16 protein-coding genes, 1 tRNA gene and 1 pseudogene are annotated in these 13,852 nt (G+C 61.9%); 10 read left to right on the top strand and 8 right to left on the bottom strand.

Annotation, left to right across the window (positions count from 1 at the left end):
- Position 1 precedes the first annotated feature (1 nt).
- The 5 genes from gcvPA to NUX07_RS07985 are packed head-to-tail and all read left to right on the top strand — an operon-like array spanning position 2 to position 4,514.
- The gene (gene gcvPA, locus NUX07_RS08005; protein ID WP_265530783.1) at positions 2-1,357 is read left to right on the top strand and encodes an aminomethyl-transferring glycine dehydrogenase subunit GcvPA; all 1,356 of its coding nucleotides are present in this window, start codon (positions 2-4) and stop codon (positions 1,355-1,357) included.
- Positions 1,357-2,973 carry an aminomethyl-transferring glycine dehydrogenase subunit GcvPB gene (gcvPB, locus tag NUX07_RS08000; RefSeq protein ID WP_265530044.1) on the top strand — a complete coding sequence of 539 codons (1,617 nt, stop codon included), beginning with the start codon at positions 1,357-1,359 and terminating at the stop codon, positions 2,971-2,973. Before gcvPA ends, gcvPB begins: the two co-directional genes overlap by 1 nt.
- On the top strand, positions 2,973-3,410 hold the full coding sequence (locus NUX07_RS07995) for an ABA4-like family protein (protein ID WP_265530042.1): 438 nt from the start codon (positions 2,973-2,975) through the stop codon (positions 3,408-3,410). The genes gcvPB and NUX07_RS07995 overlap by 1 nt, the downstream gene beginning before the upstream one ends.
- Positions 3,403-4,044, top strand: coding sequence for a DUF938 domain-containing protein (locus NUX07_RS07990; protein WP_265530041.1), 642 nt, complete (start codon positions 3,403-3,405; stop codon positions 4,042-4,044). Before NUX07_RS07995 ends, NUX07_RS07990 begins: the two co-directional genes overlap by 8 nt.
- Positions 4,045-4,100: 56 nt before the next feature.
- The gene (locus NUX07_RS07985) at positions 4,101-4,514 is read left to right on the top strand and encodes a PilZ domain-containing protein (RefSeq protein WP_265530040.1); all 414 of its coding nucleotides are present in this window, start codon (positions 4,101-4,103) and stop codon (positions 4,512-4,514) included.
- Positions 4,515-4,559: 45 nt separating this feature from the next.
- On the opposite strand, the gene NUX07_RS07980 is transcribed toward NUX07_RS07985, so the two are convergent.
- Entirely contained in the window at positions 4,560-5,207 is a 648-nt protein-coding gene (locus NUX07_RS07980; RefSeq protein ID WP_265530039.1) for a PilZ domain-containing protein, read from the bottom strand.
- Positions 5,208-5,425: 218 nt separating this feature from the next.
- On the opposite strand from NUX07_RS07980, the gene NUX07_RS07975 reads away from it, so the two are divergent.
- Complete coding sequence (locus NUX07_RS07975) at positions 5,426-6,448, top strand: retroviral-like aspartic protease family protein (protein ID WP_265530038.1); 1,023 nt, start codon at positions 5,426-5,428, stop codon at positions 6,446-6,448.
- Between the two features lie 31 nt (positions 6,449-6,479).
- On the opposite strand, the gene NUX07_RS07970 is transcribed toward NUX07_RS07975, so the two are convergent.
- Together NUX07_RS07970 and folK are read right to left on the bottom strand one after the other, a co-directional pair.
- Positions 6,480-6,555 (bottom strand) — tRNA-Lys (locus tag NUX07_RS07970).
- Positions 6,556-6,588: 33 nt separating this feature from the next.
- Positions 6,589-7,086, bottom strand: a complete 498-nt coding sequence (gene folK / locus NUX07_RS07965; protein WP_265530037.1) for a 2-amino-4-hydroxy-6-hydroxymethyldihydropteridine diphosphokinase — start codon at positions 7,084-7,086, stop codon at positions 6,589-6,591.
- Positions 7,087-7,109: 23 nt separating this feature from the next.
- Here folK and NUX07_RS07960 point away from each other — a divergent pair.
- Together NUX07_RS07960 and NUX07_RS07955 are read left to right on the top strand one after the other, a co-directional pair.
- Positions 7,110-7,766: pseudogene (locus NUX07_RS07960) on the top strand (uracil-DNA glycosylase); the annotation flags it as partial.
- Entirely contained in the window at positions 7,749-8,279 is a 531-nt protein-coding gene (locus tag NUX07_RS07955) for a GNAT family N-acetyltransferase (RefSeq protein WP_407696167.1), read from the top strand. The pseudogene NUX07_RS07960 and the gene NUX07_RS07955, both read left to right, overlap by 18 nt.
- Here the strand turns inward: NUX07_RS07955 and aguB are convergent.
- Positions 8,276-9,127 carry an N-carbamoylputrescine amidase gene (aguB, locus tag NUX07_RS07950; RefSeq protein ID WP_265530035.1) on the bottom strand — a complete coding sequence of 284 codons (852 nt, stop codon included), beginning with the start codon at positions 9,125-9,127 and terminating at the stop codon, positions 8,276-8,278. The two genes, NUX07_RS07955 and aguB, sit on opposite strands and share 4 nt — an antisense overlap.
- Positions 9,124-10,089 carry an agmatine deiminase family protein gene (locus tag NUX07_RS07945; protein WP_265530033.1) on the bottom strand — a complete coding sequence of 322 codons (966 nt, stop codon included), beginning with the start codon at positions 10,087-10,089 and terminating at the stop codon, positions 9,124-9,126. Before NUX07_RS07945 ends, aguB begins: the two co-directional genes overlap by 4 nt.
- A 107-nt stretch (positions 10,090-10,196) precedes the next feature.
- Here NUX07_RS07945 and NUX07_RS07940 point away from each other — a divergent pair, with 107 nt between their 5' ends.
- A complete protein-coding gene (locus NUX07_RS07940; RefSeq protein WP_265530032.1) occupies positions 10,197-12,167 on the top strand; it encodes an alpha/beta hydrolase family protein in 1,971 nt (656 codons plus the stop codon).
- 66 nt (positions 12,168-12,233) lie between these two features.
- Here the strand turns inward: NUX07_RS07940 and rpsD are convergent, their stop codons facing one another.
- Both rpsD and NUX07_RS07930 read right to left on the bottom strand, forming a co-directional pair.
- On the bottom strand, positions 12,234-12,848 hold the full coding sequence (gene rpsD, locus NUX07_RS07935; protein WP_265530031.1) for a 30S ribosomal protein S4: 615 nt from the start codon (positions 12,846-12,848) through the stop codon (positions 12,234-12,236).
- 140 nt (positions 12,849-12,988) lie between these two features.
- Positions 12,989-13,201 (bottom strand): hypothetical protein, encoded by a 213-nt coding sequence (locus tag NUX07_RS07930; protein WP_265530030.1) that lies wholly within the window; start codon positions 13,199-13,201, stop codon positions 12,989-12,991.
- A 116-nt stretch (positions 13,202-13,317) separates the two neighbouring features.
- Here NUX07_RS07930 and NUX07_RS07925 point away from each other — a divergent pair, with 116 nt between their 5' ends.
- Positions 13,318-13,590, top strand: a complete 273-nt coding sequence (locus NUX07_RS07925) for a chorismate mutase (RefSeq protein WP_265530781.1) — start codon at positions 13,318-13,320, stop codon at positions 13,588-13,590.
- A gap of 2 nt (positions 13,591-13,592) precedes the next feature.
- Here the strand turns inward: NUX07_RS07925 and NUX07_RS07920 are convergent, their stop codons facing one another.
- Complete coding sequence (locus NUX07_RS07920; RefSeq protein WP_265530029.1) at positions 13,593-13,847, bottom strand: hypothetical protein; 255 nt, start codon at positions 13,845-13,847, stop codon at positions 13,593-13,595.
- Between the last annotated feature and the right edge of the window lie 5 nt (positions 13,848-13,852).

The raw sequence follows: 13,852 nt of genomic DNA, 5'->3' as shown, positions 1-13,852 counted from the left end.
AATGCGCTATTTGCCGCAATCCGATCATGACCGGGCGAAGATGCTCGAGGTCATCGGCGCGACGACGATCGACGATCTTTTTGTCGATGTGCCGGAAGAAGCCCGTCTCGACGGGCCGATCCGCGATCTTCCGATGCATGCCAGCGAGATGGCGGTCGAGCGCGACATGAAGCGCATGGCATCGCGCAACATCGTGGCGGGCGAGGTGCCCTTCTTCCTTGGGGCGGGAGCTTATCGGCACCATGTGCCGGCATCGGTCGATCACCTGATCCAGCGCGGCGAATTCCTGACCGCCTACACGCCCTACCAGCCCGAAATCGCTCAGGGCACGCTGCAGATGCTGTTCGAGTTCCAGACACAGGTCGCGCGGCTCTACGGCACCGAAATCGCGAATGCCTCGATGTACGATGGCTCGACGGCGTGCTGGGAAGCGATCGTGATGGCGCGGCGCATCACGCGGCGGGGCAAGGCGCTGCTGTCGAGCGGGCTGCATCCGCATTATGTGTCGGTCTGCCAGACGATGGCGAAGTTCACCAAGGACGACCTGCGCTATGCGGCACCCGGCCTCGAGGCAAACACCGATGTCGCCAAGCTGATCGACCAGGTCGATGACGATACGAGCTGCGTGGTCGTCCAATACCCCGACATTGTTGGCCGGATCGACGATTTGTCGGCGCTGTCTGACAAATGCCAAGAGCACAAGGCGCTGCTGATCGCGGTCGTGACCGAGCCGGTTGCGCTCGGCATGCTGAAAGCACCGGGCGAAATAGGCGCCGATATCGTGGTGGGCGAGGGGCAGTCGCTCGGCGTCGGGCTGCAATTCGGCGGGCCCTATGTCGGCCTGTTCGCCTGTAAGGAGAAATATGTCCGCCAGATGCCAGGGCGCCTCGCGGGCGAAACCGTCGATGCCACCGGCAAGCGCGGCTATGTGCTTACGCTCTCGACCCGCGAACAGCATATCCGCCGCGAAAAGGCGACGAGCAACATCTGCACCAATTCGGGCCTGTGTGCGCTCGCTTTCTCGATCCATATGACACTGCTCGGCGGCGCAGGGCTGGAGCGGTTGGCGAAGCTCAACCATGCCAAGGCTTGCCAGGTCGCGGATCGCTTGGCGTCGCTTCCGGGCGTCGACGTCATCAACGAGACGTTTTTCAACGAGTTCGCGATCCGCCTGCCGATCGAAGCGCGGCCTGCGGTGCGCGCGATGGCGGATGCCGGCGTGCTTGGCGGCGTGTCGCTCGGTCGCCTCTATCCGACGGAAGATACGTTGAAAAATGGCCTGCTTGTCGCGGTGACCGAGACGGTCAGCGATGCGGATATCGATGCGCTCGAAGCAGCGCTGAAGGAGGTGCTGTAATGGCCGAGAATCCCTCGGGCTGGGCGCCCAAATCCCCGGCGAACATTGACGGCGATGCCCCCGCAACGATGACGGGCAACAAGGCGCTGATGCTGGAAGAAAAATTGCTCTTCGAGATCGGGCACGATCTCAAGTCGGGCGTCGATATCGACGACCCGGGTGATTTCACCCCGCGCATCGGCCGGCTGGAACGCGGCCGCGTCAACCTGCCCGGTCTGACCGAACCCGAAGCGGTGCGTCACTATACGCGTCTCAGCCGCCAGAATTACGGCATCGACCTCGGTGTCTTTCCGCTGGGTAGCTGCACGATGAAGCATAACCCGCGGCTTAATGAGAAAATGGCGAGGCTGCCGGGCTTTGCCGACGTTCATCCGCTCCAGCCGGTCGAAACCGTGCAGGGCGCGCTCGAATGCATCAATGAGCTCGCCCATTGGCTGATCATCCTCACTGGCATGCATGGTGTCGCGATGACGCCCAAGGCAGGCGCACACGGCGAATTGTGCGGCATTCTCTGCATCCGCGCCGCCCTGGAAGCGCGCGGCGATCCGCGCGAGGTGGTGCTGGTGCCCGAAAGCGCGCATGGCACCAATCCTGCCACCGCCGCCTTTGCCGGCTACCGCGTCGAGAATATCCCCGCGAATGCGGCGGGACGCGTCGACCTCGAAGCGCTCAGGGCACGGCTCGGCCCCGATGTCGCGGGCGTGATGATTACCAATCCCAACACGTGTGGCCTGTTCGAACCCGACATGAAAAAGATTTCGGATGCGGTGCATGAGGCGGGGGGCTACGTCTACTGCGACGGCGCCAATTTCAACGCCATCGTCGGCCGCGTCCGGCCTGGTGATCTTGGCATCGACGCAATGCATCTCAATTTGCACAAGACCTTCTCGACCCCGCATGGCGGCGGCGGGCCTGGCTCTGGCCCGGTGGTGCTGTCCGAAGCGCTCGCTCGTTTCGCGCCTTTGCCCTACACGGCGCGAACCAAGGACGGCTTTGTCCATCTCATCGAGGAAGAGGATGCCGCGGCCTTCGAGACCGAACATTTCGGCGGTCCGCTCGACAGTTTCGGCCGCATGACCGCCTTCCACGGCCAGATGGGGATGTTCACGCGCGCGCTTACTTACATGAAGAGCCACGGCGCTGATGGATTGAAGCAGGTATCGGAAGATGCCGTGCTCAACGCCAATTACATCCTTCGGCGGATGGAAGATTTGCTCGACGCGCCCTACGCGCATTCGGGGCCGTGCATGCATGAGGCGATTTTTTCGGACAAGGGATTTGCCGAGGGCATCAGCACGCTCGATCTGGCCAAGGGGCTAATCGATGAGGGCTATCACCCGATGACGATGTATTTCCCGCTGGTGGTGCACGGCGCGATGCTGGTGGAGCCGACCGAAACCGAAAGCCGCGATGGCCTCGACCAATTCATCGAAGCGTTTCGCCATGTCGTCGAACGCGCCAAGGCGGGCGATGAGAGCCTGAAGGGCGCCCCGTATTACGCGCCGCGCGCGCGGCTCGACGAGACGCTGGCGGCGCGCAAGCCAGTGCTGGCGCACAAGACGCCTGCGCCCGATGGCAGCTCGACCGGTTTGGGCGCGCGATACGGCGGCGGCTGATGGACTGGGGCTTCGTCTTCACGGTGATCAACATCATCGCGATGATCGGGTGGGTGCTGCTGGCCTTTACCCCGCGCGGTCCCAAGATCCATGCGCTGGTATTCTATCTCGGGATCGGACTTCTTGCGGGCATTTATAGCGTCGGACTCGTCAGCTTGGTGGCGAGTGAAGGCGGATTAGATTTCGGTGCCTTCGGCAGCATCGAAGGCATTCGGGGATTATTCGGGACGGACGCTGGCATTGTCATCGGATGGACGCACTATCTCGCTTTCGACCTATTCGTCGGCCAATGGATCGCCAGGGATGCGGACATCAAGAAGATTTCGCGCCTGGTGCAGCTTCCGGTGCTTTTCCTCACGTTGATGGCCGGGCCATTGGGCTTGTTCTTGTGGATGATCATCCGCGAGCCGGCGGCACGGAAGGTGGCGCGTGGCTGAACAAATTCCACCCTATACGATGGGCGACCTCGGCGCGGAGGCGAAGCGCCATGCGCCCGCCTCAGCGCGCAACGTCACATTTATCGGTGATGTTCTCGAGGAATGGCTACCAGCCAAGGGCCTGGTGCTCGAGACCTCAAGCGGGACTGGCGAACACGCGCTGGCTTTTGCCAAGCGTTTTCCGGATCTCGAATGGCAGCCGAGCGATCCCGACCCGCTGGCGCTCGCCTCGATCGAGGCGTGGCGGCAGGAGGCCGGTCCCGACAATCTGTTCGGCCCACTGATGATCGATACGCGCGATGGCGACTGGGATCTTGATCGCGCCGATGTGATCCTGTCGATCAACATGGCGCATATCGCGCCATGGGAAGCGACGCTGGGACTGCTCAATGGCGCGCAACGACTATTGTCCAAGGACGGCCAACTGATCTTATACGGGCCTTGGCGTGCGGACGACATAGAAACCGCGGCGAGCAATCTGGCATTCGACGAATCACTCAAGGACCGCGATTCGCGGTGGGGGCTGCGCCGCGTCGAGGATTTGGTTGCCGAGGCGGAGGAGCGTGACCTTCGATTCGTCGAAAAAAGGCTGATGCCTGCCAATAATATGATGCTGCGACTCGTACGCGCATGATTTTTTCGCGGCGTCTTTAAGCAGCTATTTACCGATTTCACTTAATTGCATTCGTCATGGACGAAAGCTCAATGAACCATAACCGCAAGGAACGCCGCAGCCACGTCTTCATGAAGGCGGAGCTGGAATTCGGCGGCCGTACGGTCGAAGTGAAGCTCAGGAACCTGTCGGCAGACGGGGCCCTGATCGAAAGCGACGACCTGCCGGTAGAGGGCAGCCAGCTCCTGTTCCGCAAGGGCGATCTCAAGGTGCCGGGCCGTATCGCCTGGCTCCGCCAGCATCGTGCCGGGGTCAGCTTCGCCCAGCCGCTGGCGCCCGCACAATTGCTGCGCCACGTGCCGACGCCGCGGCCCAAATCTTTGCCGCAGAGCAAGCGTCCGGCGATCCGTGCCAAGGACTTGAGCCTTGAGGAACGCCGCTATTCGGAAAATTGGCTGTGGAGCGAACCGATCATCCCGCCCAAGGACTGATCGCCGCAACAAACTATTTGCAATACGAAAGGATTGCGTCGCGGCCTAACTAGCCTTGCGCAGTCCGTCGCGACGTTCCTGCAGCCACCCGATTAGCGTGGCGAGGGGGACCAGCCGATTGAAAGTGATGCCGGCGCAGTCCTCGGAGGCCCACTTCACGACACCCGCCAATGGCGCCATTCCGGGCAGGGCGACCGCGATATCGGCATCGCAATGCAGCGAAGCATCGCTTTCGACTTTGATCCCGCCCTGACTGATGTCGAGCGCGCGCACTTCTATGCGATGGCCCTCGTCATACAGCGTGACGGGGCATTCGATTTCAATCCGCGGCATGCGCGGACGGGGACCGTGTTCGTTGGTGGCCAGGATATCGAGCACGTCGATCGGCGCATCGAAGGTGATCCCGCAATTGTTGCCGTTGACCCAAGTGACACTGCCCGAAATCGGTTCGCCGCACTTGAGCTCGATCCGGATCGGGGTTTCGGGAGCAACGTCGCAATAGACGCGCACCATCATCCCACCGGCGGAGATATTCTTGATGAGGCAGAGCTCGCGCTGGTCGGCGAGCACGATGGCACCGACGCGAAACAGCGTCATATGTCGTTTGCCATCGCGGCGATCTTCGCCCTGGCTCACGTCGGGTGCTTCGTCCCGCAGCGAATATAACGTCGTTTCAACCGGACCTTTGTCCAACGCCAGTTCCTTTTCATCGACCCATTGGGTTCATTCGGCAGGAAAAGGGCTATCAAGATGGGGTTACCAAGGAGTTGATGTTGACCGCTAAATCGCACCTTCTTTGATCAGCTTACCTCCTGATCGGACATTTCAACCGCACGAAAGCGCGCAACTGATTGGCGAAATTGGTAAAATTGTCCGGAGGCGCGTACAGTCATGGTGTAAGGAGAGGGTGTATGATCGGCAAACTAACCCTTGTCTCACTGCTGGCCATCGCTGCCGCCGAAGCGTCGAACGGCAACGAAATGACGGCGCCCACGCCGCCGCCGCAAGCCACGGGTGCGGGCGCGGGTGACGATACCCTGCTCGTCCTGTTCGAACGCGATCCGCAGGACCGGATGACGATCCCCGTCAAGGTTGGCGGGGTCGAAGAGGAACTTCGTTTTCTTGTCGATACTGGCGCTGAACATAGCGCTATCTCGGTCGAATTGGCGCAAGAGCTGGCGTTGGAGCAGGCCCCGGCACGGCGCGTCGTGAGCTTTGGCGGCGAACGGGTGATCCCGGCGGTGACTGTAGCCAGCATGTCGTTCAGCGATCAGGAGATCGAAGACGTCAGTGCGCTGACGCTCAGCCGCGGCGCGCTGGGCAGCGATGGGCTGATCGGCATCGACCAGCTGGCGCTGCAACTGGTGACCTTCGATTTCGAAAATGGCGAAATGCAGATGCGGCCGAGTCCATACCGATCCAAGCGCGAACGACGCGGCACGATTTCGGTAGACCTGAGAGAGCGCAAAGGCCGATTGGTAGTCAGCGAGGCCATGCTGGGATCCAAGCGAATCGACGTCATTCTCGACACCGGTAGCTCGATCACCATCGGCAATGCCGCGCTGGCGCGGCGCCTGGGCGCCGAAGAACTGTCCGAATTTCTCAATCTCCAGATGCTGACCGTTACCGGAGATCTCGTCCAGATCCGATACGGCGAAATGAAGGACGTGCGCATCGGGTCGATGAACTTCGATACGCTGCCGGTCGCTTTCGCAGAGGCCGAACCATTCGATCGGCTGGGGTTCAGCGATCGCCCAGCGATTATCCTGGGTATGGACGTGCTGCGCAGTTTCGGCACGATGACGATCGATTTTCGCCGCCGCGAAGCTCGCTTCACTGCACGGCAGGGCGATGCCCTGCAGCCGCGCGATTATTGGGGCATCGGCAGCGTCACGCGGCAAGGCACGCCGCGGGGGCGACTAGGCGGAAGCTAGCCATCGGAGCCGGATTTCTTGGAAAATACGCTGGTGAGCCGTGCAGGGGTCGAACCTGCGACCTACTGATTAAAAGTCAGTTGCTCTACCGACTGAGCTAACGGCCCAACCAGCGTGGGGGCTGCCTAGCGGGGGTGGCCTCAGCTTTCAACCTTCTTTGCGCGGCCGAGGCGAAATGCCTTGTGACGAAAGGTCAGATTGCCGCTGGGCCGCCAGTCGGGCGCGATCTGGGCAAGCGGGCCGAGCGCGAAACGGCGCTGGTCGAGACCGGGGTGGGGGATCACCAACGACCGGCTGGCATAATCACCGCCGTTCCACGCCAGGATGTCGAGATCGAGCACGCGCGTGCCCCAGCGCTTGCCACCGCGGCGACCGAAGTCGCGTTCCAGCGCCTTGAGGGCCACCAGCATGGGCTCCGGAGACAGCTCGGCTTCGACTATCGCAACGGCATTGGCAAAGTCGCGCCCGGCAACGCCCATGGCGGGATTGAGGACGATCGAAGAGGCGTCGAACAGCAGGAAATGCTTTTCGAGCGCGGCGATCGCGGCCTCGACGACGCCCGCAGGCCGGCCATGGCGATGATGCGGGCGATTGGACCCGATGCCAATCGCATAGAGATGGGGCGTTGCCTCTTCCATGCCGCCTCGCCTAGTCGGGATTGATGAACGATACCAGTCCCGCCGATTTGTCGCCGCTACCCAATAGCGAGCCGCCGCGAAATTGCCCGCTGTGCCCGCGGTTGGTCGACTTTCGCATGGCCTGCCGCGCCGAGTACCCGGACTGGTATAATGCACCGGTGCCGGCCTTCGGCGATCCCGATGCGCATGTCGCGATCGTCGGGCTGGCGCCCGGCAAGCATGGCGCCAACCGTACGGGGCGGCCCTTCACCGGCGATGCCGCCGGCGACCTTCTGTTCGACACCTTGCGGCGGTTCGGGCTGTCGACGGGCAATTACGACGCGCGCATCGATGATGGATTGCAGCTCAAAGGGGCTATCATCATCAATGCTGTCAAATGCCTTCCTCCCGAAAACAAGCCGACAGGCAGCGAGATCCAGACCTGCCGAACCTTCTTCGAAGAACAATTGGCCAGCCTGCCCAACGTCCGGTCGATCCTGGCTTTGGGCAAGATTGCGCACGATGCCGCGTGCCGTGCGTTGGGCATGACGCTGGCGCAGAACAAGTTCGCGCACGAGGCCGAACATCTCACGCCAAACGGGCTTCGCCTCGTCGATAGCTATCACTGCAGCCGTTACAACCAGAATACGGGCCGCCTGACCGACGAGATGTTCGCCAACGCGGTGCAGCGCGCCGCTGCACATCCGCTCGAAGGGGAAGAGGCGGACGAAATCCGGACCGACCGGCTGGTGCTGCGCAAGGCGCGCCCCGACGACCTAGACCAGTTGCACGCCATTTTCACCGACGCCGAAACGATGGCGCATTGGTCGACGCCGCCGCACAAGACGCTGAAGGAAAGCCGCGACTGGCTGCAGTCGATGATCGAAGGATCAGGCATGGCCCGCGCCGATTATATCATCGAAAAGGATGGCGAGGTTCTCGGCAAGGTCGGGCCCTTCAAACTTCCCGAACTGGGCGTGCTCGTGCGGCGCGATCAATGGGGGCAGGGGATCGGCTTCGAAGCGATGAGCGCCATCATTGCGTATCTCCGCGAGCGGAGTTTTCCCTATCTGGTGGCGGATATCGACCCAGCAAATAAAGCATCGGTGCGCTTGTTCGAGAAGCTGGGGTTCGCGCAATCGGGCTACAAGAAGAACGCCATGCTCTACGACGGCAAGCCGGTCGACAGCGTCTATATGCGAAAAGAGCTTTAGATGTCTTGCGTCAGTCGTCCGTAAAGCTCGGGGCGGCGGTCGCGGAAGAAGCCGAAGGCGGCGCGGTGTTTCTTGGCGGCTGCCAGGTCGAGTTCGGCCACCAGCACGCCCGTTTCCTTTGCTCCGAATTCGGCAAGCAGGTCGCCGCGCTCGTCGCAGATAAAGCTGTGGCCGTAAAAACGCTGGCCGCTTTCGGTGCCGATGCGGTTGGCGGCAACGACCGGAACGACGTTCGATACGGCATGCCCGATCATCGCGCGGCGCCATAGCCGGCTGGTGTCGAGCTCGGGATCGTGCGGTTCGGTGCCGATCGCGGTCGGGTAGAACAGCACATCGGCGCCCATCAGCATCATCGCGCGCGCGGTTTCGGGATACCATTGGTCCCAGCAAATCCCCACGCCAAGCGTCGAGCATTCAGGACCTGGCCAGACCTTGAAGCCGGTATTGCCGGGGCGGAAATAGAATTTTTCCTCATAACCGGGCCCGTCCGGAATGTGGCTCTTGCGATAAACGCCAGCGACCTTGCCGTCAGGTCCGATCATCGCGAGCGAATTGTAATGATGCGGGCCATCGGCTTCGAAGAAGCTGGTGGGGATCCAGATACCCAGGCGCTCGGCCAGTTCCTGCATGGCGATCACCGACGGGTGCTCATGCGGTGCACGCGCAGCGCTGAACCAGTCCTCATCCTCGACGCGGCAGAAATAGGGGCCTTCGAAGAGTTCGGGCGGCAGCACGACCTTGGCGCCTTTGTCCGCGGCTTCCTTCACGAGGTCGACGACATGCGCGATGTTTTCGGTAGCGGTGCCGCCCAGTTCGAGCTGGAGAGCGGCGACGGTGATCTTGGTCATGCGGGCACCTGTTGCGAAATGCAGTGAAAGCTTCCCCCACCGGTCAGTATATGGTCGGCGCGTAGGCCAATGACCTGGTGGTCGGGGAAGAGGTCGGCGATGGCTTCGACCGCGGCGTCATCGTTGGGCGCGCCATAAAGCGGCACGACCACCGCGGCATTGCCAATAAGAAAATTCATGTAGCTGGCGGGTACGATGTCGCCGCCGCGTTCGACCTTGCCGGGCGACGGTATGGCGGTGACGTCCAGATCGGCGTCGAGCAGTCGTTCGGCGGCATCGGCGTAGACCAGTTCGTTGGGATCATCCTCGCCATCAGGCATGGGAATCGCGACGCGGCCTTCGCCGACAAAGCGCGCGAGATTGTCGACATGCCCGTCGGTGTGATCGTTGCGCAGTCCCTTGCCGAGCCAGACGATGCGGCGCCCGCCCAAATCGCTCGCCAGGCGGGCTTCGATATCTTCGCGGGTCAGTTCCGGATTGCGGTTGGGGTTGAGCAGGCATTCCTCGGTCGTGATGAACGTGCCCGTGCCGTCCCCATCGATCGCGCCGCCTTCGAGGATCCAGTCAGCCTTGCTGTAGTTCAGGCCTGCAGATGCGGCGAGGCGTTGCCCGATGCTATCATCGCCTTCCAGCGCATATTTTCCGCCCCAGCCGTTGAAGCCGAAACCCTGCGCGCGGCCATCCACGATGATCGGCCCGGTATCGCGCAGCCAGATATCGCCGAAGGGCTCGACGATCACGGTGGCGAATGGGGCAAGGCGTTGCGCCTCGGTCGCGGCCTCCTCGTTTGCAGCGACCAGCCGGATTTCCTCGCCCTTGCCGTCCTGCCACAGCGCAGCGGCGAGCGCGGCGACTTCTTCTTGTGCCGGTGCAAGGTCGTCTTCCCACAGGTCCGCATGGCTCGGAAAACCGATCCACATCGCGGCGTGCGGGGCCCATTCTGGAAGTGGGGGCTTGGTCATGGCGCGCGCTTACCAGTGGCGGGGATTTCCGCCAAGCATATTGCAATCGCGTGGTCGATGGGCATGCTGGCCCTCGTGCTGAAGGTTAGTAGCGTTTGGGGGACATCATGAAATCATTTTGGTTGGCGGGGATCGCCGCGTTTGCGGCGGCTACGGCGCAGGCGCAAGCCATGCCGCTCAAGGAAGCGGCGGAGAAATTCGGGCAGCGATCGAGCGCGTGGGGCGCGCAACTCTCGCCCTCCGGTTCGCGAATTGTCTATCTGTCCGCTGGCGAGGGCGCATCGACCGTCGTCTACGTCTATGACGTCGCATCGAACACCGCGCGCGCGATCCTCTCGTCCGAAGGCGATCCTGAGTCGCTCTATTGGTGCGATTTCGCTTCTGAAGAACGGCTCATCTGCCAGTTCGGCGGGGTCGAGGAATGGAATGGCGAAATCATCCCGTTCACCCGTTTGATCTCGATCGGAGCCGACGGTTCCGATCCCAAGGGTCTTGGAGCGCGGCAACGCAGTTCGACCCAATATGTGTGGCTGTCCGACGGCGGCATCCTGGATTGGCTGCCCGACCTCGATGGCGAGGTGCTGATGACCCGTCACTACGCACCCGAGGCAGGCCGAACCGGATCGCGCATCTCCGACGATACCAGCGGCACGACGGTCGAGCGTATCGACGTCGACAGCCTGAAGGCACGTACGATCGAGCGACCCGCCGAAAATATCGCCTTCTACCGCACCGACGGTCGCGGCAATGTGCGCATCCGTGCCGTGCGGCGGGTACGGGCCGGCCAGATGACCGGCGAATATTCGATGCAGTATCGCGAGCCCGGTTCGGACAAGTGGCTCGACCTCGGGACATATGACAGCACCGACAACTCGGGGCCTTTCCCGCTTGCGGTCGATGCCGACACCAACATGCTCTATCATCTCGAAGCGCTCGATGGCCGCGACGCGCTCTATCGCCGCAAGTTGGACGGCAGCAGCGAGCGCGAGCTGGTCGCCGCGCATGACCGCGTCGATATCGACGGCGTCGTGCGACTCGACAACGGCCAGCGCGTCGTTGGCTACAGCTACGAGGATGACGAGCCAACCACGGTATATTTCGACGACGATGTAAGGTCGCTGAGGAGCGCGCTGTCGCGGGCGATCGAGGGTGATCCGATGATCGGCTATGCTTCGACGACGGTCGACGGCAACAAGGTTATCGTGCGTGCCACGTCGGACACCGATCCTGGCTATTTCTGGCTGTTCGACAAGCAGGCCAAGACGCTCGACCCGCTCTTTGCAGCGCGCGCGCCGCTCGAAGGTGTCGATCTCGCTCCGGTAAAGGCCATCGAGTACCAGGCCGCCGACGGCACCAGCATCCCGGCTTATCTCACGATGAGCGCGGATGGCCCGCAGACAGGACGTCCCGCAGTCGTGCTGCCGCATGGGGGACCGAGTTCGCGTGATCGCTGGGGCTTTGACTGGCTGCCGCAATTCCTGGCGGCGCGCGGCTATGCCGTGATCCAGCCCAATTTTCGCGGCTCGTCGGGTTATGGCGCCGATTTCCTAGGCGATAACGCCTTTCGCGATTGGCAGACGGCGATGTCCGATATTGCGTCATCCGCCGATTATCTGGCGAGTTCGGGGATCGCCGATCCCGGCAAGATCGCCATTCTCGGCTGGTCTTACGGCGGCTATGCGGCATTGCAATCGGCCGCGCTCGATCCTGACACGTACAAGGCGGTGGTCGCGATCGCGCCGGTGACCGATATCATTCAGTTGCGCAGCGATGCGCGCCGGTCGTTCAATTCGAAGCTGGTACGCGACATGGTGGGTGGCGGCGCCAATGCGCGCACCGGATCACCGATCAACAATGCATCGAAGATCAAGGCGCCCGTCCTACTGGTCCATGGGGACATGGATCTCAATGTCGACAAGGACCACAGCATCCGCATGGAAGATGCGCTGTCCGACGCTGGCAAGCAGGTCGAGCTGATACGGTTCGACAAGCTCGAACATCAGCTGGACGATAGCGCAGCGCGAATCGAGATGCTGACCAAGATCGGCGAACTGCTCGATCGAACCATCGGCAGCTGACGCCAACGAAAAAGGGCGGCGCCGCATCGGCACCGCCCTTTTTTCATCAGGTCGTGAAAGTCGCGATTAACGCGAATAGAATTCGACGACCAGGTTGGGTTCCATGCGGACGGGGTAGGGCACCTCGTCGAGGCTCGGAACGCGGGTGAAGCTCACCTTGTCGTTGCCATCGGGAACGACATAATCGGGGATGTCGCGCTCGGCGAGGCTCTGCGCTTCGAGAACCAGCGCCATTTCCTTGGCCTTGGGGCCGAGCGAGATAACGTCGTTCACGTCGCAGCGGCGGCTGGCGACATTGCACTTCACGTCGTTGACGCGGATGTGACCGTGGCTGACAAGCTGGCGCGCGGCCCAGATGGTCGGCGCGAACTTGGCGCGATAGACGATCATGTCGAGACGGCGCTCGAGCAGGCCGATCAGGTTCTGGCCCGTATCGCCCTTCATGTTGGCGGCGTCCTTGAAGGTGCGGCGGAACTGCTTTTCCGTCACGTCGCCATAATAGCCCTTGAGCTTCTGCTTGGCGCGCAGTTGCAGGCCGAAGTCGGACATCTTGCCCTTGCGGCGCTGGCCGTGCTGGCCGGGACCATATTCGCGGCGGTTGACCGGGCTCTTGGGACGTCCAAAGACGTTTTCACCCATGCGGCGGTCGAGTTTATACTTGGCGCTTGAGCGCTTCGACATTGTCGTTCTCCAATTTGCTTCGTTTTCAATTACCTGGACCGCACCGATGGACCTTGCATCCACCGCGATCACCACTTCACCAGGCATGTGGGATCAATTGCGATGCGCCGACTAGCGAAGCGTCGCTCTCGCGTCAAGCATCACTTCTTGGTTTCGGCCTCGATCGGGACGCGTTTTGTCACGCAGACTTTGCGCCCGGCCATCTCGCCGGTAATCTTCTCACGACGGCATTTGCGGACCTCACGATATTTGACCTCGGCCTGTTCAACTTCGACCTTGGTCTCCGGCGTCGGAGCAGGTGCAGGCGAGGGGGTCGTTCCAACTAATCCCAAGACTACGGCAAGCGACAACATGGCAGCAGTCCTAACAGGTTGAATTGAGTAAACGCGTCTGCGATGAAAATGGCGTGACCTACAAGCAAATTCGACCAACGCCCGACGAATTGCGATCGGGCGACAAGTGCCGGACGATGGAAGAAGTTCGTGAGGGCGTTGACGCCGTGGATCGTGAAATCGTGCGGCTCCTCCGTCAACGTTTCGATTACATGGACGCGGCGGCGCGCATCAAACCCGACCGCGAGGCGGTGCGCGACGAATGGCGCAAGGCGGACGTAAAAAAGAAAGTCGACGCCGAAGCACGTAGGCTTGGCGTCGACCCTGATCTTTTAAACCGATTGTACGAGGATCTCATCGAGACCTCGATCGCGCACGAATTCGAACGGTTCGACGCAATGCGCGGGTAGGCTTAGCCGCCAATCGTGGCGCCCTGCTCTGCGCCGTTCCCTTGATTTTCGTTGATCGCGCGGAACATTTCTTCCTTCGCCTGCTCGATCTGCGCCCATTCGGTTGCGGTGCGGCAGACCTTCTTGCTCTTGGCGGGGCGGCGCAGGTTCGAGCCGGTGCGGCGCGCTTCCTCGCGGATGCGTTTGCAGACCAATTCCTCCTCGGCTCCCGCGTTTTGCGCGGACATATCGGCGGGCTGCACGACCAGCAGCGACATCAAGG

This window comes from Sphingomicrobium marinum, assembly GCF_026157105.1.
In the GTDB taxonomy this organism is placed as follows: domain Bacteria; phylum Pseudomonadota; class Alphaproteobacteria; order Sphingomonadales; family Sphingomonadaceae; genus Sphingomicrobium; species Sphingomicrobium marinum.
Note: the sequence above shows the minus strand (reverse complement) of the source record. Positions and strands in the feature narration are given on the sequence as shown.

What these genes read in the sequence shown, in the direction of transcription:
- NUX07_RS07930 (WP_265530030.1), bottom strand. Translation starts at nt 13,201, where the DNA reads ATGTTGTCGCTTGCCGTAGTCTTGGGATTAGTTGGAACGACCCCCTCG.
- NUX07_RS07975 (WP_265530038.1), top strand. Translation starts at nt 5,426, where the DNA reads ATGATCGGCAAACTAACCCTTGTCTCACTGCTGGCCATCGCTGCCGCC.
- gcvPA (WP_265530783.1), top strand. Translation starts at nt 2, where the DNA reads ATGCGCTATTTGCCGCAATCCGATCATGACCGGGCGAAGATGCTCGAG.
- gcvPB (WP_265530044.1), top strand. Translation starts at nt 1,357, where the DNA reads ATGGCCGAGAATCCCTCGGGCTGGGCGCCCAAATCCCCGGCGAACATT.
- folK (WP_265530037.1), bottom strand. Translation starts at nt 7,086, where the DNA reads ATGGAAGAGGCAACGCCCCATCTCTATGCGATTGGCATCGGGTCCAAT.
- NUX07_RS07995 (WP_265530042.1), top strand. Translation starts at nt 2,973, where the DNA reads ATGGACTGGGGCTTCGTCTTCACGGTGATCAACATCATCGCGATGATC.
- NUX07_RS07945 (WP_265530033.1), bottom strand. Translation starts at nt 10,089, where the DNA reads ATGACCAAGCCCCCACTTCCAGAATGGGCCCCGCACGCCGCGATGTGG.
- NUX07_RS07940 (WP_265530032.1), top strand. Translation starts at nt 10,197, where the DNA reads ATGAAATCATTTTGGTTGGCGGGGATCGCCGCGTTTGCGGCGGCTACG.
- aguB (WP_265530035.1), bottom strand. Translation starts at nt 9,127, where the DNA reads ATGACCAAGATCACCGTCGCCGCTCTCCAGCTCGAACTGGGCGGCACC.
- NUX07_RS07920 (WP_265530029.1), bottom strand. Translation starts at nt 13,847, where the DNA reads ATGTCGCTGCTGGTCGTGCAGCCCGCCGATATGTCCGCGCAAAACGCG.
- rpsD (WP_265530031.1), bottom strand. Translation starts at nt 12,848, where the DNA reads ATGTCGAAGCGCTCAAGCGCCAAGTATAAACTCGACCGCCGCATGGGT.
- NUX07_RS07925 (WP_265530781.1), top strand. Translation starts at nt 13,318, where the DNA reads ATGGAAGAAGTTCGTGAGGGCGTTGACGCCGTGGATCGTGAAATCGTG.
- NUX07_RS07985 (WP_265530040.1), top strand. Translation starts at nt 4,101, where the DNA reads ATGGACGAAAGCTCAATGAACCATAACCGCAAGGAACGCCGCAGCCAC.